Here is a 21673-nt window from a genome sequence, read left to right as displayed (position 1 = left end):
ATGAGGAAAATGTTTATCTTTTTTCTGGTTTGGGTTTTTGCAGGAAGCCTATTTGCACAGGATACCTTGGTGCTGTCCTTTAATGAGTATTTGGGATACGTAAAAAAACACCATCCTATTGCAAAGCAAGCCAACCTTGTGGTGAGTATGGGGCAAGCCAATTTACTGAAATCCAGAGGCGGTTTCGATCCTAAAATTGAAGTAGATTACGACAGAAAACAGTTTAAAGGAACAGAATATTGGGATCGATTTAATGCAACTTTTAAAATCCCTACCTGGTACGGATTAGAATTAAAGGGGAATTTTGAGCAAAATGATGGCGAATTTTTGAATAACGCAGAAAGTTTGCCCGAAGATGGCTTGTATAGCGCCGGCGTGTCTTTGGCATTGGGACAGGGATTGTGGATTAATGACCGCATGGCTACATTAAAAAAGGCGAAATTCTTTCTAGAACAGACCAGGGCCGATAGAGAGTTGCTGGTAAACCAGATTTTGTTTGAAGCCTCTATGGCTTATTTCAATTGGCTCTTAGCATACAAGGAGCGCAATGTGTATCGCGATTTTTTGGAAAATGCACAACTGCGTTTAAAAGCCATTGAAACGAGTGCAACTGCCGGTGACATAGCAGCCATAGACACCGTAGAGGCCAAAATTGCCTATCAAACCAGAGCACTTAACTTGGAGCAAGCCAATGTTGCGCTTCAAAATAGGGCCTTACAGCTCTCTAATTTTTTATGGATTGGCGATAATATTCCTATGGAATTACAGCCGAATGTGGTTCCTGATGTGCAGCTGAAAAATGAGGTAGACATTACACTCGAAATATTAGGGAAACCATTGGATAGTTTCACCTTAGAAAATCACCCAAAATTACGTTCGCTTGGGTTTAAAATGGAAGGTCTAAGGGTAGATAAGAATCTGAAAGCAAACAAATTGCTTCCCAAAATTGATGTGGAATACAATTTTTTAACCGAGAGCCCAACTAACAGTAGTACGTTTTTAACACAAGAATACAAGGGTGGCCTTAATTTTGTTTTTCCTCTTTTTCTACGAAAGGAACGCGGCGATCTTAAATTGGCAAAGTTTAAATTGCGAGATACGGAATATGAATTAGACAATACCCGTTTAGAAATTAGAAATAAAGTATTGGCCATTTACACCGAACTGCAATCCTTTGAAAGGCAAGATCAACTTAGCCGCGAAATCGTTACAAATTACGATATGCTTTTGGCGGCCGAGGAGCGTAAATTTAGTTTTGGCGAAAGTTCCTTATTTCTAATCAATACTCGAGAAAGTCAACTTATTTCCGCAGAATTGAAACAAATTGAAATAGAATATAAGTATTTAAGTGCTAAGGCAAAATTATTCAACAGTTTGGCTCTCGATCCTTTAAATCTGTAATGGCAATCCTATTTTTAATATGGCAGCGCACATGTTACACTAATAAAGGACATGGTCGTAATTGGTAGGTAATGCCATTCTAAATTGTTGTAACTCCCCCTCGGCGTCAAAAACAATCTCATACGTACTCCGTTCCTGATCCGGCATTTTTCCGGTCACCATAAACTCATAGGTGGTATGGGGAAGCATCAGATTTTGAAATGTTTCCTTTACGGTTTTTTCTATGTTTTCAGAATTTTCCACAGGGTATTGCTGTAGAATACGCCGCACGGCCACCTTGCCAAACGTTTTTTTTAGGTAAGCGTCTATTTTTGCATAGGTTTCATTGGGGATATCTACTTCTTTTACTTGAAAACCGGTAATTTCCGGAATTCCCTGTTCGGTAAGATCAAAATGATAGTGCAACCTGTCTTTTTTAAATTTCAGGGTATAGATAGTCTTGGTGGAATCTATTTCCTGATAAAATCGTACTTCTTTACTCTCCGGTATCAATAAGGCTGTGTCGAAATTAGGAAACTGACATTTTCGAATTCTGTGTTCCCGTTCCACTTTTTGTTGCGAAACCATCGTAGTACTTATCATTATAAAAAGAACTAGGGGTATGGTGCTAAACTTCTTCATATCTAAAACAATTTATTTCGTGATCATTAACCATGCCCGTGGCTTGCATAAGGGCATATATTACGGTGCTGCCCACAAACTTAAAACCGCGGGCCTTTAAATCTTTGCTAATTTTATCGGAAATGGGTGTGTTTGGTGCTGCTAATTTATAATTGGTTAGTTTGTTTTTAATGGGTTTTCCTTGAATAAACCCCCATATATAGGCACTGAAACTACCAAATTCTTTCTGGATTTTTATAAAGGCTTGCGCATTGGTTACTGTGGCATGTACCTTTAGTTTGTTTCTTATGATGCCCTCATTTTGGAGAAGTGCCTCTATCTTTGAAGCGTTGTAGTTTGAAATTTTCAGATAGTCGAAATGGTCAAAGGCAATTCTAAAATTTTCTCGTTTTCGCAGAATGGTAATCCAACTTAGACCTGCCTGAAAAGTTTCTAAAATAAGGAACTCAAATAGTTTTGCGTCGTCCTTAACAGGTACGCCCCATTCTGTATCGTGATAATTCTCGTAGAGCGAATCACCTAAACACCAGCCACATTTTTGCCTTTGCATATACTGCTTTTTCCAGAGTTAATCCTGTAATTAAAGTAGATACTATTCGACAGAAATGGGGAGGGCAATAAAATTACAAATTACATTTTAATTACACACTTAAATTTTAATAAAAATAGTAGCAATGAGCGAAACTAATTTTAGAACCGCAAAGGAAGCCAAGGGGTTGCAAGTAGGAGAAAAAGTAAAGAATTTTCAGGCTACCGACCTGCACGGTGCGTCTTTTGATCTTTCGGATACGTTAAAAAAGGGATCTTTAGTACTTATTTTTTACAGAGGACATTGGTGTCCTATTTGCAATTCGCATCTTAAGGAGTTGGAGAAAAATTTAAAAAAAATATTTGATAAAGGGGCTCAAGTAGTTGCCATTTCTCCCGAAAAATCAGAGTTTTTAAGACGTACTGCCGAAAAAACTGATGTTTCTTTTCGCCTGTTGTACGATGAAAACTATACCATTTCCAAATTATTCGATGTGCACTTTAAGCCAAGCACCCTGCATAAAGTAATGTACAATACCATGCTCGGGGCTAAACTAAAGCAGGCGCATTCTGACGACAGCGAACAATTACCCATACCCGCCACATTTATCTTAGATACGGACGGCGTGATTGTGTGGCGGCATTTTAATCCCGACTATAAGAAAAGGTCCTCTGTAGCCGATATTGTGGCCAATTTGCCTTAGTTTTTTTAATCTAAAGATTTCCCGAACCTTGGGTCGGGGTTTCCTATTTACCGCTCCTTTGGAGAGGTCATAACTGCCTTTTTGCAGTTCAGGGTGAGGTAAAATATAAAATTTCGGTTTTTGACCTTTAGGTCAAAATGAAACTGGCGAAACTCGTACTGAGCGCAGTAGAAGTATACTCCTATGGCTTGCCTTGGGGATAGTCAGTTTCAAGAAATTTTTTATTGAAGTTGATTTTGTTGTTAGCGGTGATGCATATGTTGGGGGTTATATGGCTGTCAGTGCAGATAGGCGAAACTTGCCCAGTTTAGAAGGGGTTCCGGTATATTTCCCTGCTTTACTTAGATTGAAAAAGATAAGTGATGGTACCTAATTGAATGGCCTTATCCGATGTGTCAAACTTAGATTGTAAGGCATAGGCGATTGCATTGTCTACCAAACACCCGTTGAGGGTTGTGGAACTATTGGTGTTGGCAGTAGCTTCAGTGACAAAGCCCAGCGCATCAACCTTAATATTAATAACCACCTTTCCTCCTTCGATACACGTGTAAATAGGGATTGGCAATCTGCGATGTGTTCGTTCTACCAAGGAGTAGGAGATAGAGGTATTGCGTTTTGCGAAATTGTGGGTGGGAGCTTCTTTTTGCGCCTCTTTTTCTCCCAATAGTTTTCTTTTTTCCTCCCTTTTTTTTGCAAGTTCCCGTAATGCCTCGGCGTACCCTGTATCTTCGGAATCTCCGGCATCATCGCTTTCAGAGGCTGTTTCTTTTTCGGCCAAAATTTCGTCCAATGTTTTTAAGGGTTCCGGGCTGCCCAAACTTGGCTTTGCAGTTTCATTAAAGGCTAAATGGCTTTTAATAGGATGGGCCTGAGTCATTTCTGCCTTGGCCTGTTCTTCTTCTAGTATTTTTTCCAGTTCCTCATCATCCATCAAACTCAATTCAATAACGTATTCTTCTTCCAACGTTTCTCCTAAATGAATGGAATAAAGTCCTAAGACTACCAACGACATGGAGAAGAAGGTTATTAAAAAAGATAATTGACTTCTATTTAATTGCATAGTGCTAATAACCTTTTTTTTTCGAAATTATTTTAATAATTCGCAAAAAAGGATCAAAACTGGGTTATTAATTACGTATTCGGCGCATCCATTCCCAACGTATTTTCCCTGAAAACATGTGGCGCTATTGCATTATCTACGTTGTAATTGCCTATTTTGGTTCTCCGTAAAGCCACTAAGTGGGCTCCAGAATTTAATGCTTTTCCAAAGTCGTATGCTAATGAACGCACGTATGTGCCTTTACTACAGACAATTCTAAAATCTATCTGAGGTAGGTGTATGCCGGTAATTTCGAACTCGGAAATAGTGATTTCTCGAGTGGGTATGGCAACGCTTTTGCCTTCGCGGGCATATTCATAGAGCCGTTTCCCTTCTTTTTTTAATGCGGAAAATAGAGGGGGAGTCTGGGTAATTTTGCCTACAAAAGACGAAACTGTATGGTAAATAAGATCTTCTGTAATGTGTTCTGTAGGATATTCCATGTCTATTTCCGTTTCCAGATCGTAGGATGGGGTAGTGGCTCCCAACCTTATTGTGCCTGTATATTCCTTGGCTTGGTCTTGCAACTGGGTTATGTTTTTGGTGAACGTCCCGGTACAGATCAACAAAAGGCCTGTGGCCAAAGGATCTAACGTTCCGGCATGGCCTATTTTTATCTTTTTAAGGTTGAATTTTTTTCGAATCGCCCATTTTAGGGTGTTTACGGCTTGAAATGAAGTCCAGCCTATGGGTTTGTCTATAAGCAGTACCTGTCCTTCTAAAAAGTCTGCGGCGGTCATTAGATCACAGTTAGGGGAGTAATGAAGTAATGGATCAGTAAAAGCGCAATACCCACACTAATTCTGTAGATGCCAAAAACTCTGAAACCGTGCTTTCCTAAATAATCTATAAACGTTTTTATAGCCAAAAGAGCAACAACAAAACCCACGACATTACCAATGATTAATAAGTGAATCTGCTCTTGGCTAAGCGTAAACCCACTGTTGTAATAATCGTAAGTTTTCTTTAATGTGGCTCCTAACATGGTAGGAACAGCAAGAAAAAACGAAAATTCGGCTGCTGCTGTGCGCGAAAGTTTTTGAGACATACCACCCACAATGCTTGCGCCGCTTCGCGAAACACCCGGAATCATTGCCAAACATTGAAAAAGCCCTATTTTGAAGGCCATGGCATAGGAGATTTCCGTATTTGTGGCATCGCCAAACCAATCGTCTACTTTTAAGAGTACAACACCACCAATGACCAGCGATAGCGCAACGGTGATTGGGTTTTCTAGAAGCAGATTAATCCAATTGCTCAATAACAATCCAAAAAACACGGCTGGTAAAAAAGCCACAAAGAGTTTATAATAAAAATCTACACGTTGAAAAAACCGTTTAAAATAGAGTACAATTACGGAAAGGATGGTGCCCAGTTGAATAACGATGGTAAATAGTTTGGTAAATTCATCTTGTGCAATACCAAAGAAGGACGAAGCGATGATCATGTGTCCTGTAGAGGATACAGGCAAAAATTCTGTAATACCTTCAATAATGGCTAGGATAACAGCTTGTAATATATCCAAAATCTATTTCTTCTTATGCGGATTTAACAAAATGGCATATACTTCTATTCCGAGTCCTATGAGTACCAATGTAGGTGCCAAACGTATTCTTCTAAAATTGTAAATATCGGTGCTAAATACATTGGGATCGTTGTTACCGCCACCACTCATAAGAATAAAGCCTAATATGATAAAACCTATTCCTAAAAACATGAACATATAATTCTTTTTTTGGAAGATGAATTCTTTATGGTTTTCTGTGTTTTTATTTTTTTTCACTGGAATTGCTTTACGTCAAAAATTTAGTGCTCCATGTAGGAAACTGTTTCGTAAAAAAGCAAGAGTTAATTGCCTTAATGGTGTATTTATTTTTCGTTATTCCCAAAATTATAGATCGGGAGCAGTATGTTAATGCTTATAACCTCAATCTTCATCAAGATATTGTCCTTTTTGGTGCTTATGGTGCAAATTTAGTAATATAAATCGTCTGTCCTAAGATTTAAAAATCGTTGGGTAGCAAAGAACGTACTTATATAGGAAATGAGGACACCAAGCGAAAAAATTACCAAGAAAAGTAGGGCAATGATACCGGGGTCTTTAAAAAGATACAATTCCGGAAAATAGACATCTACGTAATAGGCTACAACCCCAAGCGCCACCAAGGCCACGAGTGCACCAAGTATGCCTAGTTTAATGTTGGTAATGATAAAAGGTAAACGAATAAATTTTTTAGTAGCACCCACCATTTGCATCGTTTTAATTATGAATCGTTTAGCGTAAATAGAGAGTCGAATGCTGCTATTTATAAGCAATACAGCAATAATGGTAAAAACACCACTCGCTACCAAAATCCAAAAACTAATTCTTTTTACGTTTTCGTTAAGCAGTTTTATCAAGGGTTGATCATAGCTCACCTCTTGCACGTAGGCCTTGGAAGAAAGATCGGCAGCAATTTCTTCAATTTTATCAGTAGATACAAAATCGGCTTTTAGTTTTACATCGATTGCATTTTTAAGGGGATTGTAACCCAAAAAGTCCAGAAAATTTTCGCCAATTTCCTCACTATGCTGCTCGGCAGCTTCTTCTTTTGAAATGTAGGTGGCCGTTTTTGTGTATTCGGCAAGTGCTAAGGCTTTCTGTAGCTGATCTACTTCTACGGGTTTAGCAGTGTCTTTCAAAAAAACTGAAATAGCGATTTGCTCTTTAAAGTGGTCGGCTAGTTTTTTGGTGTTCAGCACTAAAAGCCCGAGGATACCAAGCAGAAAAAGTACTAACCCAATACTTAGTACCACAGAAAAATACGAAGATATCAATTTTCTTTTTTGATAGCGTTCAAATGAATTACTCATAGCAAAAAAATGAATATGTAAAAATAGTAAAGTAAATGAAATAAAAGTAGGGTTATTCCAGAACGCCTATTTTTTTAATTAGATCTAAAAACAGTTTGTCTCTGGCATAAACTTTCCCTTTTCACGGATTAAGCCTATTTTTGCGGCATTTACAAATGAACCGATTATAATGAACTACAATTTCAGTGAAATTGAAGCCAAATGGCAACAGTATTGGGCAAAGAACCAAACCTTTAAGGCAGAGAATTCATCCGATAAGGAAAAATTTTATGTACTGGATATGTTTCCCTATCCTTCCGGTGCAGGTCTGCATGTGGGGCATCCGCTTGGGTATATCGCCAGTGATATTTATGCCCGCTACAAACGCCATAAAGGTTTTAATGTACTGCATCCCATGGGGTATGATTCCTTTGGATTGCCGGCAGAACAATACGCCATACAAACCGGACAGCATCCGGCATTGACGACCGAAACCAATATCAAGAGATACAGGCAACAGCTCGATAAAATTGGTTTTTCTTTTGATTGGAGTCGGGAAGTCCGTACCTCAGATCCCAAATATTACAAATGGACACAGTGGATTTTTATCCAATTATTCAATGCCTGGTACAACAAAGTCACGGATAAGGCAGAAGACATATCCGAACTAATCGCGCTTTTTGAAAAAGAGGGAAATGAAAACGTGCATGCTGTTTGCGATGAAGATACCCCTATATTTTTGGCCTCGGATTGGAAAAAGTATTCCGACAAAGAAAAACAAGAACTTCTTTTAAAGTATCGACTTACGTATTTAGCAGAGACCGAAGTGAATTGGTGTCCCGCACTGGGAACGGTTTTGGCCAATGATGAAATTGTAAATGGCGTTTCAGAAAGGGGCGGTCATCCCGTAATCCGGAAAAAAATGACGCAATGGAGCATGCGCATTACGGCCTATGCCCAACGGTTGTTAAATGGTCTTGTCAAAGTAGACTGGCCGCAGCCCTTAAAAGATTCCCAAACCAATTGGATAGGAAGATCGGAAGGAGCGGAGGTTGCCTTTAAGATTCTCCCCCTAACCCCCTCCCAGGGAGGGGGAATGGATTCTGGTGCCCCAAAATATGTCACCAGCGATTCAAAAATATATGGGGTGCTTTTAGATCGGGCAAAGGAAATGCGCAAGAACCCTACCCCTGCAGAAAAGGCACTTTGGGAAGGACTTCGAAAGCGGAATTTGGATCATCGGTTTAGAAGACAACATCCGATTGCCGATTCTATTGTGGATTTTGTTTGTCTTGAAAAAGAATTGATTGTTGAGGTTGATGGAGAAATCCATCAATATCAAATGGATAAGGATGCAGAACGGCAATTGGTGCTGGAACAAAAGAAAGGCTATACGGTACTACGTTTTAGCAATGAAGAAGTCCTGAATGATTTGGATAAAGTTTTAGCTGAGATCGCATTACAAATGAACCTAAAAACCAATTCCCCCTCCTTGGGAGGGGGTCGGGGGGAGGTCAACCAAGAGATATCCGTCTTCACCACTCGTCCCGACACCATTTTTGGGGTTAGTTTTATGGTGTTAGCGCCGGAGCATGAATTGGTACCACAAATTACAACCCCGGAACAAAGGACGGCAGTGGAAGCCTATATAGAAGCTACTGCAAAACGTTCGGAGCGGGATCGTATGGCCGATGTAAAAACCATTACCGGGGCGTTTACAGGTGCATATGTAGAACATCCGTTTACTAAAGCGCCTATTCCGGTGTGGATTGGCGATTATGTCTTGGCGGGGTATGGCACGGGGGCGGTAATGTCTGTTCCTTGTGGCGATCAGCGCGATTATGATTTTGCCAAGCATTTCAATATTCCTATTCCGAATATTTTTAGCGCCCTAACTCCCAAAGGTGAACCGGACAATACCCTCAATTTAATTGAGAATGAGACCTATAGTGCTAAAGACGGTTATGTGTACAAAAATTCCGATTTTTTAAACGGATTGACGTATAAGGAGGCAGTAAAAAAGGTGATTGCGGCATTGGAGGATTTGGGACAGGGCAAAGGCAAGGTGAATTACCGATTGCGCGATGCCGTTTTTAGTCGCCAACGCTATTGGGGCGAACCTTTTCCGGTGTACTATCAGGATGGAATGCCGCAGATGATAGACCCTAAGTTTCTGCCGATAGAACTCCCCGAAGTGGAGAAATACCTCCCCACCGAGACCGGAGAACCGCCTTTGGGCAATGCCAAGAAATGGCATTGGCTGCAATATGGGGATGAGGGGAAAATCGTTTCCCAAGAAGAATTCAATAACTCCTCCCCTTTAGGGAGGTTGGGAGGGGCTTTAGAACTCAACACCATGCCGGGATGGGCAGGCAGCTCCCAGTACTTTAACCGCTATATGGATCCGCATAATGAAGAGGAAATTTTCTCTAAGGAAGCCATTGATTATTGGCAGGATGTGGACTTGTACATTGGCGGCAGTGAACACGCCACCGGACATTTGCTCTACAGTCGTTTTTGGCAAAAATTTATGTTTGATAAAGGCTTAGTGCCCAAAGACGAGTTTGCTAAAAAACTGATTAATCAGGGGATGATTACGGGGACGAGTGCCTTTATAAATAAATTAGGAGTTATTCCTGGCTTTGATAAAGAGATATCATTTGATAAAGATGAGATTGATAGTTTTAATCACGTTTTTATATCATCATCTTATTTTAATCAAATTAAAGGAAATTCTGACCGTGTTTTTGATTTGGAAAAAAAGCTAAAGGAAAAATTTGAAAATACTTATCAATCGAAATTAGTATCATTTAGATTGGCAATATCAGATTCTTATAGTATCCATGCTGACGTATCCCTTATAAATTCATCGGATGCTTTAGATATCAACGCCTTTAAAAATTGGAGACCTGAGTATAAGGAGGCGCTTTTTGTTTTAGAGAATGGAGAAATATATGATTCCAATTCCTCACCTTCGGGGAGACCGGGAGGGGAACTTATTGTTTCCCGCGAAGTCGAAAAAATGTCCAAATCCAAATACAATGTGGTGAGTCCGGATGCCATTTGTGAGCAGTATGGGGCGGACAGTTTACGTATGTATGAGATGTTTTTAGGGCCTTTAGAACAATCCAAACCCTGGAATACAGCCGGGATAACTGGAGTTCATGGATTTTTAAAGAAACTATGGCGGTTGTACCATTCCGGCCCCGATAATACTTTTTATGTGGCCGACTCCCCTCCTTCGGAGGGGTTGGGGGAGGCTTTGAAGATCCTCCACAAAACCATTAAAAAAGTAGCAGAAGATATCGAGAATTTTTCCTTCAACACCTCGGTCTCCACCTTTATGATTTGTGTAAACGAACTTACCGCATTAAAATGCAATAACCGAGAGATTTTAGAACCCTTGGCGATTTTGATTTCACCGTATGCCCCACACATTGCGGAAGAGTTATGGGAGAAATTGGGCCATACCGGGTCTATTGCCACCGTGCCTTTTCCGGTATTTGATGCCCAATATTTGGTAGAAAGTACAAAGGCATACCCCATTTCCTTTAACGGAAAAATGCGTTTTACACTAGAACTACCTTTGGATATGTCCGTAGAAGACATTGAAACTAGGGTGTTGGCGCATGACAAAACCAAGGAGCAATTGCAGGGCAGAACGCCTAAAAAGGTTATTGTTGTACCCGGAAAAATTGTGAATATCGTAGGATAATGTAGAAATTTTATAGGGTATGATGGCTATTGAAATTGTGGGTTTTGTGGCAGCTGCCTTAAGCACCGCGGCGTTTATTCCTCAGGTGTACAAAACTTGGCGACACAAATCAACCAAGGACATTTCGCTCACCATGGATTTGGTCTTGCTCAGTGGACTTATACTATGGCTTGTATATGGCATTTATCACAACAGCTTTCCCATTATTTTGGCTAATGGTGTTACCGCCGTGTTAGTGCTTTTTGTTGTGCTCTTAAAGTTGAAATACAAATAAAAAGATCATTTGGCAGTGCTTTTCCTCACTAAAAAGGGTGGAGAAGGAGAACGTATCTATCGATCTTAGGCAGCATACTCCTCATTGTAATGAATTAAGAAGTGTAAACCAAATGACGGTTGGACTTAAAAAGTGCGGTTTATCATAAGGTATTTCGGAGGTTTAAAAAGTACATTTTGTCATGAACATGACAGTTGCTGGTTTTGGCGAGATTTTTGTTTAGATTGCGTATATTTACCTTAAAAACAAAAAAGATTATGATAGGATATTATATACTTATTGGAGCCATTGCGCTGGTAAGCATGTTGGTTAGTCAAAAGCTTAAAAGTAAGTTTAAGCATTATTCCAAGGTGCATCTTCGCAACGGCTTAAGTGGGGCAGAAATTGCCGAAAAAATGTTGGCAGATCACGGTATACGTGATGTAAAAGTGGTTTCCACGCCGGGAATGTTGTCTGATCATTACAATCCCGTAAACAAAACAGTAAATTTAAGTGAAGGGGTTTACAGTCAGCGAAACGCTGCTGCTGCTGCGGTGGCTGCTCACGAATGTGGGCATGCTGTGCAACACGCACAGGCGTATGAATGGCTTACGATGCGATCTAAGTTAGTACCGGTGGTTAGTGTAACTTCCGGGATGTCTATGTGGGTAGTTTTCGGAGGGTTGGCCTTGGGAGCTGCGGCAGGAGTTGGTTTAGGTTTCTATATCGCAGTAGCAGGTCTTGTAATGATGGGATTGGCCACCGCTTTCAGCTTTGTTACGCTTCCCGTAGAATACGATGCCAGTAATCGTGCATTGGCTTGGTTAAAGAACAAGAATATGCTGAGTCAGCAAGAATATGCAGGCGCCGAAGATGCCTTAAAGTGGGCTGCAAGGACGTATCTGGTCGCTGCCATTGGCGCATTGGCTACCTTGGTTTATTGGGGATTGCAAGTGTTTGGCAGCAGAGATTAATCAATAGAAAACAAGAAACAACAATTGAGAAATAGTGCACCTTAGGTTATGAAGTGATAGAGTGATCTTGTTATGGTGGGGAATAGTCAAAATTCTAAATCCGTTCTTTTTTTGGGGAGCGGATTTTTTATTAAAAGCAAACGTAACAAAGCCCACGGTGGCAACCGTGGGCTTTGTTAATTTACCATTTAGATCGTAATTTGTCGGTCAATTTGCTGATCAAGGGAAATGAATGTCTCTGTTCGGGATACCCCTTCAATTTGTTGAATATTTTTATTGAGTACATGCATTAAATGCGCATTGTCTCGGCATAAAACCTTAATAAGAATAGACCAATTTCCGGTGGTATAATGGCACTCGAGCACTTCAGGTATTTTTTCTAATTCTTTTACGGCTACAGGATTGCTCATGGCTTTATCTAAATAAATGCCAATATAGGCCATGGTAGTATACCCCATCGCTTTTGGATTTATAACGAATTTAGATCCTGTAATTAAGCCAGAATTTTCTAATTTACGAAGTCGCTGGTGTATGGCAGCACCTGAAATACCTATGCTTCTGGCAATTTCAAGAATAGGCCTTCGGGCGTCTTCCATTAAAAATCTGAGAATTTTTTTGTCAATGCCATCTAAACGTACAATTTCGGAGGTTGGTTTCATGGGAGCAACTACTATTTGATGCTAAATATAGCAATATAGTTTTACACCTTAACCTGCAACGGAATCGGGATTATAGCCTAGGTACGGCACCTTGTAGGTTTTAAATTGGATGCCGAATGTTTTTAATTCTGCCAAAATAGGGGCATAGACCTCTTTTTTTATGGGGATTTGTACCCCTGGAGTGGTTATCTTTCCGTTGAGGATCAGTAAGGTGGCTATGGCCACTGGAAGCCCAACGGTTTTAGCCATTGCGGTATGCCTTTTATCTTCACCCAAAACCACCATATTGGCATCTATCTGATGCTTTTCTCCGTTTATTTCGTAACCAAATTTATGATACATTACAATCATATCTTTATCCGTTTCGGCTAGTGTCCAACTATCTTCCAAAATAGATTGCAGCATTTGCGCAGGGGTGGCATTTTTTAGAGGTATTTTTTTTGATGCATCAAACAAGTTCAGCTCCAATAACTTTTCCCATATACTATCGTCCTGATCTATTTTAAGATAATGACGCAGTTTTAGTTCCACCGAATCGGTAGGGGAATAGGGTAAAAATAGGTTTACAAACTGCCGATACGACATCCCTTCGGACTCTTTTATGGTATAACTGTCATCTGTCATTCCGAGCTGCACAAAGATATTCCAAGCCTTGGAGAAACCTACCCGCCGCATAGTGCCTCTGTACAAAGTTAAAATGTCGTTTAAGCCGTAAATCGATTTGTATTTTAAAGAATCCCTATTGGCATAGACTTCGAATTTGCCGTAACCTTCAATATCTAAAAATTCGGTTCTTCTAAATAGTTTATGATACGGTATGTATTTGTAAGTGCCTTCCTGAACAAATTTTGCCGTACCTCCTTGCCCCGCAATGACTACATTTCTAGGATTCCAAGTAAATTTATAATTCCATAAGTTGGTATCGCTTTCCGGAGCTACAAGTCCGCCGGTAAACGATTCAAAAAGTAACATTTTTCCGCCCTTGTCTCGAATGGTGTCTATCACTTCCATGGCACTCATATGATCTATACCCGGATCCAGTCCAATTTCGTTCATAAATATCAATCCGTTTTTCTTTGCTACGGCATCGAGATTCTTTATTTCATCACTTACGTAAGAGGCAGTAACCAAATGCTTTCTATGGGCTATACATTCTAGGGCTAGTGTAATATGATACATGGCAGGAAGCATGGATACCACAATATCGGCATTTAAAATTGCTTGCTCTAGGGCTTTTTTGTCAAAAATATCCAAGGTCAAAATATGGCAACTAGGGTGAGCCTTTATGGCTTCTGAAATGGTATGCGCCTTTAGATCTGCAATAGTAAGCCGCAATTTTTCATCATTTGCCTTTGCTAAAAGATAATCTAACAAATAATAGGTTGATTTGCCTGCGCCAACCACAAGAATTTTACGTACCATATTGTTTTCTTACTTTTGGTAAAAATAGCGAATCTAATTCTTCATATTGTTACATTTGTAATAAAAATAGATAAATAAGTTATGAAAAGAACAATTTTGATGACCGGAACTTATTTTGGTCTGCTGGCGGTGGTGCTGGGTGCGTTTGGAGCACACACCTTAGGGACTTTGGTTGATGCCACTTCGGTTAACACCTTTGATACCGGTGTACGCTATCAAATGTATCATGCCTTATTTTTACTTTTTTTGGGGAGTACGTCGCAATTTTCGGACGCTTCTAAAAAATGGATTTTCTATTTCATTACAGCCGGAGTCGTACTATTTTCGGGATCAATATACGTGCTTGCTACCAATAGCCTTACCGCTTTTAATTTTAAGAGCATCGGTTTTGTTACCCCCATCGGTGGCAGCCTTCTTATTTTGGGTTGGATCCTATTGCTGCATCGCTGCTATAGAGCTTTTTTAGACACCTAATCCATGAAGGCTAGTGCGGCTGTCCATGGTAAATAGATTTTTTATTCAAATTCATTTTTATAACATTATGCCACACAGACCTATTAAACCAATTTCATTACAATCGTACGGATTGTCGAATGCCAAATGGTATTATCAGTTGCCTCCGGACGAGTTGCATCAAATTTCTATAGCCAAAGATATGGGGCAAGAGGCCTCTTCGGGTGCCTTAGCCATAAATACCGGGGAATTTACCGGAAGATCGCCAAAGGACAGGTTTATTGTAAAGGATTCCATTACTAGGGATACCGTTAGTTGGGGCGATGTAAATATTCCATTCAACGCTGCTAAGTTTGATGCCTTGTATGCTAAAGTGATTCAGTATTTAGATGACAAAGAACTCTTTGTGCGCGATTGTTATGCCTGTGCCGATGCCAATTACAGGATGAATATAAGGGTCATTAACGAATACCCTTGGTCTAATCTTTTTGCCTACAATATGTTTTTACGACCAACCAATGAGGAGCTCTTAAATTTTGAGCCGGAGTGGACTGTGGTTAATGCCCCTGGCTTTAAGGCCGATGCTGAAACCGATGGCACCCGACAACATAATTTTGCGATTTTAAATTTTACCAAAAAAATTGTCCTTATTGGGGGCACGGGGTACACCGGTGAAATTAAAAAGGGTATATTTTCGGTGCTAAATTTTGTGCTTCCGGTGTATAAAAATACTTTGCCTATGCATTGTGCGGCCAATGTGGGCGAAGATGGGCAAACTGCCATATTCTTTGGGTTGTCGGGCACAGGAAAGACAACTTTGTCTGCCGATCCTCACCGAAAATTAATTGGGGATGATGAGCATGGTTGGAATAATGAGAATACCGTATTTAATTTTGAAGGCGGTTGTTATGCTAAAGTGATTGATCTGTCGCAGGAAAAAGAACCAGAGATATACGGAGCCATAAAGAAAGGCGCCTTGCTAGAAAATGTAATATTGGACAACCAAGGTGTAGTTCATTTTTCGGATACTTCGATTACGCAGAATACACGAGTAAGTTATCCTATTTATCATATCGAAAATATTAAGCAGCCCTCTATGGGAGGCAATCCAAGAAATATCTTTTTTTTAACAGCGGATGCATTTGGTGTGCTACCTCCTATTTCCAAACTTACACCCAGCCAGGCTGCCTATCATTTTATTTCGGGGTATACCGCTAAGGTGGCCGGCACGGAAACCGGAGTAGTAGAGCCCATTCCTTCATTTTCGGCCTGTTTTGGGGAGCCGTTTATGCCGCTGCATCCTGCAAAATATGCCGAAATGTTAAGTGCTAAAATGAAAGAATCCGGTGTTAATGTATGGTTAGTGAATACCGGATGGACAGGAGGTCCTTATGGAGTGGGTACTCGAATGAAATTAAAATATACCCGGGCTATGATTCATGCGGCTTTAAATGGAGATCTCGGACTTTATTCCTACGATAAATACCATATTCATTCTGTCTTTGGTACTGCCCAGCCAAGGGAATGCCCGGGCGTTCCTACCTCGGTATTAAGTCCGAGAGCTACTTGGAATAATGATAAGGCATATTATAAAACCGCATTTAAGCTTTCGAATGCGTTTAGGGAAAACTTTAAGAAATATGAAGCTTTTGCTAATGAGGAGATTCGTCGTGGAGGACCGCAACGTTATGCGTTTTAAAATGACGAAAGCCTGTTTTTAGAGCCTATCGCTATTTTTTGTTAACGTTTGTAATGTATTTTTGTAAGGCCATGGTCATGGATGGTGTTTCCGGGGTGGGTGCCTGAATGTCGATTCGAAGTCCGGCTTCGGTTGCCGCATTCACTGTAGAATTTCCAAAAACAGCTATACGGGTATTATTTTGCTTAAAATCTGGAAAATTCTTTAACAAAGATTCTATACCGGAAGGGCTAAAAAACACCAAAATATCGTAATACACATCTCGTAAATCTGATAGATCGCTGATGACCGTTTTGTAAAATATGCCTCTTTTCCAATCGAGTCCCAAAGCATTTAAGGTTTCCGGAACAATCGGTTTTAGTACATCTGAAGAAGGTAAGAGAAATTTTTCATCCTTATATTTCTTAAACAACACAGAAAGATCCGGAAAGTTCATTTTTCCTACATAGATCTTCCTTTTGCGGTAAATTACATATTTCTGAAGGTAGAAAGCAACAGCCTCAGACTGGCAGAAATACTTCATAGTATCTGGCACCTTAAAACGCATTTCCTCAGCAATGCGAAAATAATGATCCACAGAATTTCTGCTGGTAAGAATAATCGCAGTGTAGTTGTTTAGGTCTATTTTTTGCTGCCTAACATTCTTAGCATCTACGCCTTCTACATGAATAAACGGCCTAAAATCTACCGTGATCTTCTCTTTTTCAACAAGTCTGGAATATGGGGAATTCTCCATTTTCGGTTCTGGTTGGGAAACCAAAATCGTTTTAACTTTCATAGGCCTCAATCTTTTAGATAGCTACCGATTATTATTAGAGGTGCAATTTCAAGTGCGCAAAGGTACAAAATAAAATAGAAAAAGCGGGAAAGAATCAATTTTTGATAATTTCGCAAAAGGGTGATCCAACCAACAACATTTATAAGTATAATTAAGAAAAGACTTAGGTAGAACACAACTTTGGGATCCATTGGCACAAAAGAATATAGAATGTTAGCGGCACACATGAGGATACTGCTGTAGTTTAAATAAGAAAGTTTTTTAAAAATGATGTCTACTGTGGGTTTTTCCCAATCAAATATATTGGCATTAAAGAGTTGCAGACCTACTTTAAGCAATAGAAATAGAAACAATAAGAGCAAAATAGAAAAATAGTGTGCTACGGTAGCCGGGGTTGTGGCATCTGCGAAAATGGTAAAGGCAAAATAGAGGTACAAGGCAAAATTAAAGAGCTGAAAAAGACTCATAAAAAGATTAAAGCCGTTAAATAAGGTGTCTTTCTTATTGTACATAAAAATGTACTTGTTGTTAAAAGGTAATATCACAAAGTTCATAAACTTCTGATAAAAAAGACCTTTGGCAACGGTTATAAATACAAGACTGATTACAAGGAGTAACGTAATCCAATCCGGGTGTGCTACAGGGCGTAACAGCGGTTCCATGATTAATTTAGTTTTATATTATCACTGTTAATCCCCATATAAAGGCCATTTTCAGAAATCGCAATTTTTAAATAGGCCAGTTCCTCTATTTTTAATGTGGTCTTTGGCATTTTTACCAAAAAATAGGTGGTATCCCTTGCTTTTAAGGCAGTGTAATTTGGTGCTTTAGGGGCTATATCTAAGGGGAGTATTTCTTCTACGCGTTTATATTTGTTTAAATAAGCTACATGAAATTTAAGTTTTGCTAAGGGTATCGTTTCGGTGTACGGATTATATACTTTCATGGTCATTGGTTCACCCGCTCTTAAGGACACAGGGGTGTCATCAAAAAAGCAGCGTAATTTTCGATAAGATTCAAAGTTATCTATAAATTTCCCCTTGTAATTAGGGTTGTTATCAATAAAAAAAGAAAATTCGCCCTCAGAGATATAACGCGATACATAGAGTATTTTTTGATGTTGAATTTTTGCTTCAGAATCATCAATAGAATATTGATTCAGCCTATGCCGAATATTGTTAAAAGAATACGACAAACTTCCCGAGTAATAGGCATACATGGCAGCAATGCGATACGAATTTTCAAAAACTACGGGCATTTCGCCCACCTTAGATTTTATGTCTTGTACCCATTTTTTATTGCCATGAGATTCATAGGGCACAGGAGAAAGTATCGGAAAAATTAGGGCAAACCGAGCATAGAGCAGCAATAGCCCATTGGCAATACCGAGTCTGAAAAGCCATTTTCGATCCCTCGGGGTATCGATCAAATGCCTAAAAATCAATACGATCAAGGGAATACAAATGACAACGAGCCATTGCGTTTGTACTTTTTTGGAGAAGCTAGAGACAAAGAAAAAGAGCAATACCCCATAGGTTACAAATAAAAGGGCATTCGTAAATTTATCTGTAAACTTGGTAGCAAACAGCGCCTTATAAATCCATGGAAACGTAAGTCCAAACAAGGCTATGAGATTTATGAGATACCGTAAAGTAAATTCCTTAAAAGAATATGCCCGGGTAGGTCTTTGCTGTAAATGATACTTTATGGAAACAAAATCGTTATCTAAAAGCCAAAGCAGGTGTGGCAAAAAGGCAAGCAATGCGACGCCTACAGCCAACCAAGCATATTTATTAAAAATAAGTTTTACATTAGACAGAAATACAAAAACAATAACCAATAAGGCATGGTATTTACTGTACATAAGTGCCGCCATGAGCAAGCCCAAGGCTACAGCAGTCAACCATGAAGGTTTGTTCAGGAATTTTTTGTAGGCGTATAAAAAAAGGGCACTAAAGAAAAGCAAGGGCGTGTCCGGCAAAGTAAAAAAGCCGTAGGCGTTTACCAATACCATGGCGAATAACAACACAAAAAAATGAACGACAAAATTGTTTTTTTTGGGATGATCTGCCAAAAGCCATAAAATAAGCACGGTTCCCGAAGAAAGCACACAACTTACAAACCGCACTCCCAATTCGTCCGGAAAAATGAGACCTCCAATTTTTATAAGCCAGGCGACCATGGGGGGATGATCAAAATACCCCCATGCCATTTGTTGGGCATAATACCAATAATACGCTTCGTCAAAAATAAGTTCCGTAAAATAGCTTTGCGCCAGATTAATGGCGAAAAGAGCGGCGGTAAGGTATACTAGAAGTTTTGGGAATTTGGCGGTCATACCCATTTTAGGTTTGCCCAAAATTACGAATTATTAACAGGATCAAAAATATTTAGAATCGATAAAACGATAGTGCCTATTTACGAACCGTTTTTAAAGTAGTATTTTTGCCCCAATAGAAAGGTAGTTTATGGCAGACAGTTTAGTGATTATCCCCACCTTTAATGAAATTGAAAACATAAAAGCCATCATCGAGGCCGTTTTTGGTTTGCAAAAGGAGTTTCATGTGCTTATTGTAGACGACAATTCGCCCGATGGGACGGCTCAAAAAGTCAGGGAATTGCAAAACCAATTTTCAGATGGCTTGTTTCTCGAAGTTCGTAAAGAGAAGGCCGGATTAGGAACCGCCTATATTCATGGGTTTAAATGGGCTATAGCTCGTGAGTACGATTATATTTTTGAAATGGACGCCGATTTTTCGCATACGCCTGCCGATTTGGAACGGCTTTATGCAGCCTGTGTCAAGGGTGCCGATGTGGCCGTTGGTTCGCGGTACAAAAAGGGGATCAATGTGGTCAATTGGGCCTTATATCGCATCCTTTTGTCTTATGGCGCATCCTTTTATGTAAAACTCATTACCGGGATGCGGGTACATGACCCTACTGCTGGTTTTGTGTGTTACAAGCGCAAAGTACTAGAAGATATACACTTAGATTCGGTGCGTTTTGTAGGCTATGCGTTTCAGATAGAAATGAAATTTAGGGCACATCTAAAAAAATACAAGATAGAAGAGGTGCCTATTATTTTCAGAGATCGGGTAAGAGGAAAATCTAAAATGAGTTCGTCCATAATAGGGGAAGCTGTTTTTGGCGTTTTGAAAATGAAAATCAGGAGTATTTTTCAAGGGAGTAAATTTTGATATGGGACACATACTGATAAAAAATGCCAAAGTAGTCAATGAGAATCGCATTTTTGAAAGCGATCTGCTCTTGCAAGATGATCTCATTGTAAAGATGGACAAGGAGATTAGCGCTGCGAATGCCCAAGTCATAGATTTGGAAGGCAAGTATCTACTTCCGGGTATTATAGACGATCAGGTACATTTTAGAGAGCCGGGTCTTACACATAAAGGGGATATCGCATCCGAAAGCAGGGCAGCGCTATCTGGCGGAATTACCTCCTATATGGAGCAGCCCAACACCAATCCGCAGACCACCACCTTGGAGAAATTGGAAGCAAAATTTGCTATTGCTGCCAAAACCTCTTATGCCAACTATTCTTTTTTATTAGGGGGAACCAACGATAATTTGGAAGAGCTAAAAAAGCTAGATCCAAAGGCGTGCTCAGGCATAAAGCTATTTTTGGGCTCTTCTACGGGTAATATGCTGGTAGATGATGAAGCGGTATTAGAAAAAATCTTTCGAAGCACAAATTTGGTCATTTCGGCACATTGCGAAGATGAAACTACCGTTCGGCAAAATTTAGAGCACTATACAGCCCGTTTTGGAGCCGAAATACCTATAAAATACCATCCCTTGATTCGCAGTGAAGCAGCCTGTTATCTATCGTCCTCAAAAGCGGTGGCATTGGCACAAAAAACAGGGGCACGGTTACATGTTTTTCATGTTTCTACCGGAAAAGAAACCACTCTTTTTAGAAATGACATTCCGTTAGAAGAAAAAAGAATTACGTCCGAAGCATGCATTCACCATTTATGGTTTTCTGAGGAGGATTATGAAGAAAAAGGAGCACTTATAAAATGGAATCCTGCTGTTAAAACCGCTGAGGATCGTAAAAAATTGTGGGAAGCCCTTCTGGATGACCGTATCGATGTGGTGGCCACAGACCATGCGCCGCATACGTGGGAGGAAAAAAAGGGGGCCTACACCGCCACACCTTCTGGGGGGCCGTTGGTACAGCACGCTTTACCGGCAATGTTAGAAAAATACCATCAGAAGGTAATTTCAATAGAGAAAATAGTAACGAAAATGTGCCATAATCCGGCCATTTTATTTCAAATAGAAAAAAGAGGGTTTATTAGAGAAGGGTTTTTTGCCGACGTGGTAGCGGTGAATACACAGCAACCGTGGACGGTGCGTAAATCCAATATCCATTATAAATGTGGTTGGTCTCCTTTTGAAGGTACCACCTTTACATCGGGTATTACCCATACTTTTGTAAACGGACATTTGGCCTATGAAAACGGAAATTTTGCTCCTTTTAAAAATGCAAAGAGATTAACTTTTAACCGATAAAG

21 protein-coding genes are annotated in these 21673 nt (G+C 39.8%); 9 read left to right on the top strand and 12 right to left on the bottom strand.

Going from position 1 to position 21673, the window contains the following annotated elements; genetic code table 11:
- Complete coding sequence (locus tag U1E44_RS13850; RefSeq protein WP_322931697.1) at window positions 1–1401, top strand: TolC family protein; 1401 nt, start codon at window positions 1–3, stop codon at window positions 1399–1401.
- A gap of 39 nt (window positions 1402–1440) precedes the next feature.
- On the opposite strand, the gene U1E44_RS13845 is transcribed toward U1E44_RS13850, so the two are convergent.
- Both U1E44_RS13845 and U1E44_RS13840 read right to left on the bottom strand, forming a co-directional pair.
- Complete coding sequence (locus U1E44_RS13845) at window positions 1441–2022, bottom strand: hypothetical protein (RefSeq protein ID WP_322931696.1); 582 nt, start codon at window positions 2020–2022, stop codon at window positions 1441–1443.
- Window positions 2009–2572 (bottom strand): DNA-3-methyladenine glycosylase I, encoded by a 564-nt coding sequence (locus U1E44_RS13840; protein ID WP_322931695.1) that lies wholly within the window; start codon window positions 2570–2572, stop codon window positions 2009–2011. Before U1E44_RS13840 ends, U1E44_RS13845 begins: the two co-directional genes overlap by 14 nt.
- Window positions 2573–2696: 124 nt before the next feature.
- On the opposite strand from U1E44_RS13840, the gene U1E44_RS13835 reads away from it, so the two are divergent.
- Window positions 2697–3254 (top strand): peroxiredoxin-like family protein, encoded by a 558-nt coding sequence (locus U1E44_RS13835; RefSeq protein WP_322931694.1) that lies wholly within the window; start codon window positions 2697–2699, stop codon window positions 3252–3254.
- Window positions 3255–3591: 337 nt separating this feature from the next.
- Here U1E44_RS13835 and U1E44_RS13830 read toward each other — a convergent pair whose 3' ends face one another.
- The 5 genes from U1E44_RS13830 to U1E44_RS13810 form a co-directional block, all read right to left on the bottom strand.
- On the bottom strand, window positions 3592–4314 hold the full coding sequence (locus U1E44_RS13830; protein ID WP_322931693.1) for a hypothetical protein: 723 nt from the start codon (window positions 4312–4314) through the stop codon (window positions 3592–3594).
- A gap of 71 nt (window positions 4315–4385) precedes the next feature.
- Window positions 4386–5093 carry a tRNA pseudouridine(55) synthase TruB gene (gene truB, locus U1E44_RS13825; RefSeq protein WP_322931692.1) on the bottom strand — a complete coding sequence of 236 codons (708 nt, stop codon included), beginning with the start codon at window positions 5091–5093 and terminating at the stop codon, window positions 4386–4388.
- Entirely contained in the window at window positions 5093–5878 is a 786-nt protein-coding gene (locus tag U1E44_RS13820; protein WP_322931691.1) for an undecaprenyl-diphosphate phosphatase, read from the bottom strand. The genes truB and U1E44_RS13820 overlap by 1 nt, the downstream gene beginning before the upstream one ends.
- Before the next feature lie 3 nt (window positions 5879–5881).
- Entirely contained in the window at window positions 5882–6136 is a 255-nt protein-coding gene (locus U1E44_RS13815; protein WP_322931690.1) for a DUF3098 domain-containing protein, read from the bottom strand.
- Window positions 6137–6327: 191 nt separating this feature from the next.
- Window positions 6328–7206: a cell division protein FtsX gene (locus tag U1E44_RS13810; protein ID WP_322931689.1), complete on the bottom strand. Its 879-nt coding sequence runs from the start codon at window positions 7204–7206 to the stop codon at window positions 6328–6330.
- 169 nt (window positions 7207–7375) lie between these two features.
- Between U1E44_RS13810 and U1E44_RS13805 the strand changes: the two genes are divergently transcribed.
- From U1E44_RS13805 to U1E44_RS13795, 3 genes are all read left to right on the top strand, one after another.
- A complete protein-coding gene (locus U1E44_RS13805; RefSeq protein WP_322931688.1) occupies window positions 7376–10900 on the top strand; it encodes a leucine--tRNA ligase in 3525 nt (1174 codons plus the stop codon).
- Between the two features lie 19 nt (window positions 10901–10919).
- Window positions 10920–11174: a SemiSWEET family sugar transporter gene (locus U1E44_RS13800; protein ID WP_322931687.1), complete on the top strand. Its 255-nt coding sequence runs from the start codon at window positions 10920–10922 to the stop codon at window positions 11172–11174.
- Window positions 11175–11431: 257 nt separating this feature from the next.
- Window positions 11432–12127 (top strand): zinc metallopeptidase, encoded by a 696-nt coding sequence (locus U1E44_RS13795; protein ID WP_322931686.1) that lies wholly within the window; start codon window positions 11432–11434, stop codon window positions 12125–12127.
- A gap of 188 nt (window positions 12128–12315) precedes the next feature.
- Here U1E44_RS13795 and U1E44_RS13790 read toward each other — a convergent pair whose 3' ends face one another.
- Together U1E44_RS13790 and U1E44_RS13785 are read right to left on the bottom strand one after the other, a co-directional pair.
- Window positions 12316–12786, bottom strand: a complete 471-nt coding sequence (locus U1E44_RS13790) for an Lrp/AsnC ligand binding domain-containing protein (RefSeq protein WP_322931685.1) — start codon at window positions 12784–12786, stop codon at window positions 12316–12318.
- A gap of 48 nt (window positions 12787–12834) precedes the next feature.
- Window positions 12835–14208, bottom strand: coding sequence for a saccharopine dehydrogenase family protein (locus tag U1E44_RS13785; protein ID WP_322931684.1), 1374 nt, complete (start codon window positions 14206–14208; stop codon window positions 12835–12837).
- Window positions 14209–14289: 81 nt separating this feature from the next.
- Between U1E44_RS13785 and U1E44_RS13780 the strand changes: the two genes are divergently transcribed.
- Both U1E44_RS13780 and pckA read left to right on the top strand, forming a co-directional pair.
- Window positions 14290–14682 carry a DUF423 domain-containing protein gene (locus tag U1E44_RS13780; protein ID WP_322931683.1) on the top strand — a complete coding sequence of 131 codons (393 nt, stop codon included), beginning with the start codon at window positions 14290–14292 and terminating at the stop codon, window positions 14680–14682.
- Window positions 14683–14749: 67 nt separating this feature from the next.
- Window positions 14750–16360, top strand: coding sequence for a phosphoenolpyruvate carboxykinase (ATP) (gene pckA / locus U1E44_RS13775; protein ID WP_322931682.1), 1611 nt, complete (start codon window positions 14750–14752; stop codon window positions 16358–16360).
- Window positions 16361–16391: 31 nt separating this feature from the next.
- Here the strand turns inward: pckA and U1E44_RS13770 are convergent, their stop codons facing one another.
- The 3 genes from U1E44_RS13770 to U1E44_RS13760 are packed head-to-tail and all read right to left on the bottom strand — an operon-like array spanning window position 16392 to window position 19476.
- Window positions 16392–17138, bottom strand: coding sequence for a uroporphyrinogen-III synthase (locus U1E44_RS13770; protein WP_322931681.1), 747 nt, complete (start codon window positions 17136–17138; stop codon window positions 16392–16394).
- Window positions 17139–17143: 5 nt separating this feature from the next.
- The gene (locus U1E44_RS13765) at window positions 17144–17800 is read right to left on the bottom strand and encodes a DUF4271 domain-containing protein (protein ID WP_322931680.1); all 657 of its coding nucleotides are present in this window, start codon (window positions 17798–17800) and stop codon (window positions 17144–17146) included.
- A 2-nt stretch (window positions 17801–17802) separates the two neighbouring features.
- Window positions 17803–19476, bottom strand: a complete 1674-nt coding sequence (locus tag U1E44_RS13760) for an ArnT family glycosyltransferase (protein ID WP_322931679.1) — start codon at window positions 19474–19476, stop codon at window positions 17803–17805.
- Window positions 19477–19606: 130 nt separating this feature from the next.
- Between U1E44_RS13760 and U1E44_RS13755 the strand changes: the two genes are divergently transcribed.
- Both U1E44_RS13755 and U1E44_RS13750 read left to right on the top strand, forming a co-directional pair.
- On the top strand, window positions 19607–20335 hold the full coding sequence (locus U1E44_RS13755) for a polyprenol monophosphomannose synthase (RefSeq protein WP_322931678.1): 729 nt from the start codon (window positions 19607–19609) through the stop codon (window positions 20333–20335).
- A gap of 1 nt (window position 20336) precedes the next feature.
- Window positions 20337–21671, top strand: coding sequence for a dihydroorotase (locus tag U1E44_RS13750; protein ID WP_322931677.1), 1335 nt, complete (start codon window positions 20337–20339; stop codon window positions 21669–21671).
- Window positions 21672–21673: the final 2 nt, after the last annotated feature.

The sequence above is a fragment of the Aurantibrevibacter litoralis genome, assembly GCF_034651555.1.
In the GTDB taxonomy this organism is placed as follows: domain Bacteria; phylum Bacteroidota; class Bacteroidia; order Flavobacteriales; family Flavobacteriaceae; genus Aurantibrevibacter; species Aurantibrevibacter litoralis.
Note: the sequence above shows the minus strand (reverse complement) of the source record. Positions and strands in the feature narration are given on the sequence as shown.

Coding starts and splice junctions, on each gene's coding strand:
- U1E44_RS13765 (WP_322931680.1), bottom strand. CDS start 17,800: ATGGAACCGCTGTTACGCCCTGTAGCACACCCGGATTGGATTACGTTA.
- truB (WP_322931692.1), bottom strand. CDS start 5,093: ATGACCGCCGCAGACTTTTTAGAAGGACAGGTACTGCTTATAGACAAA.
- U1E44_RS13805 (WP_322931688.1), top strand. CDS start 7,376: ATGAACTACAATTTCAGTGAAATTGAAGCCAAATGGCAACAGTATTGG.
- U1E44_RS13790 (WP_322931685.1), bottom strand. CDS start 12,786: ATGAAACCAACCTCCGAAATTGTACGTTTAGATGGCATTGACAAAAAA.
- U1E44_RS13760 (WP_322931679.1), bottom strand. CDS start 19,476: ATGACCGCCAAATTCCCAAAACTTCTAGTATACCTTACCGCCGCTCTT.
- U1E44_RS13840 (WP_322931695.1), bottom strand. CDS start 2,572: ATGCAAAGGCAAAAATGTGGCTGGTGTTTAGGTGATTCGCTCTACGAG.
- U1E44_RS13810 (WP_322931689.1), bottom strand. CDS start 7,206: ATGAGTAATTCATTTGAACGCTATCAAAAAAGAAAATTGATATCTTCG.
- U1E44_RS13830 (WP_322931693.1), bottom strand. CDS start 4,314: ATGCAATTAAATAGAAGTCAATTATCTTTTTTAATAACCTTCTTCTCC.
- U1E44_RS13780 (WP_322931683.1), top strand. CDS start 14,290: ATGAAAAGAACAATTTTGATGACCGGAACTTATTTTGGTCTGCTGGCG.
- pckA (WP_322931682.1), top strand. CDS start 14,750: ATGCCACACAGACCTATTAAACCAATTTCATTACAATCGTACGGATTG.
- U1E44_RS13800 (WP_322931687.1), top strand. CDS start 10,920: ATGATGGCTATTGAAATTGTGGGTTTTGTGGCAGCTGCCTTAAGCACC.
- U1E44_RS13770 (WP_322931681.1), bottom strand. CDS start 17,138: ATGAAAGTTAAAACGATTTTGGTTTCCCAACCAGAACCGAAAATGGAG.
- U1E44_RS13795 (WP_322931686.1), top strand. CDS start 11,432: ATGATAGGATATTATATACTTATTGGAGCCATTGCGCTGGTAAGCATG.
- U1E44_RS13850 (WP_322931697.1), top strand. CDS start 1: ATGAGGAAAATGTTTATCTTTTTTCTGGTTTGGGTTTTTGCAGGAAGC.
- U1E44_RS13785 (WP_322931684.1), bottom strand. CDS start 14,208: ATGGTACGTAAAATTCTTGTGGTTGGCGCAGGCAAATCAACCTATTAT.
- U1E44_RS13755 (WP_322931678.1), top strand. CDS start 19,607: ATGGCAGACAGTTTAGTGATTATCCCCACCTTTAATGAAATTGAAAAC.
- U1E44_RS13845 (WP_322931696.1), bottom strand. CDS start 2,022: ATGAAGAAGTTTAGCACCATACCCCTAGTTCTTTTTATAATGATAAGT.
- U1E44_RS13750 (WP_322931677.1), top strand. CDS start 20,337: ATGGGACACATACTGATAAAAAATGCCAAAGTAGTCAATGAGAATCGC.
- U1E44_RS13835 (WP_322931694.1), top strand. CDS start 2,697: ATGAGCGAAACTAATTTTAGAACCGCAAAGGAAGCCAAGGGGTTGCAA.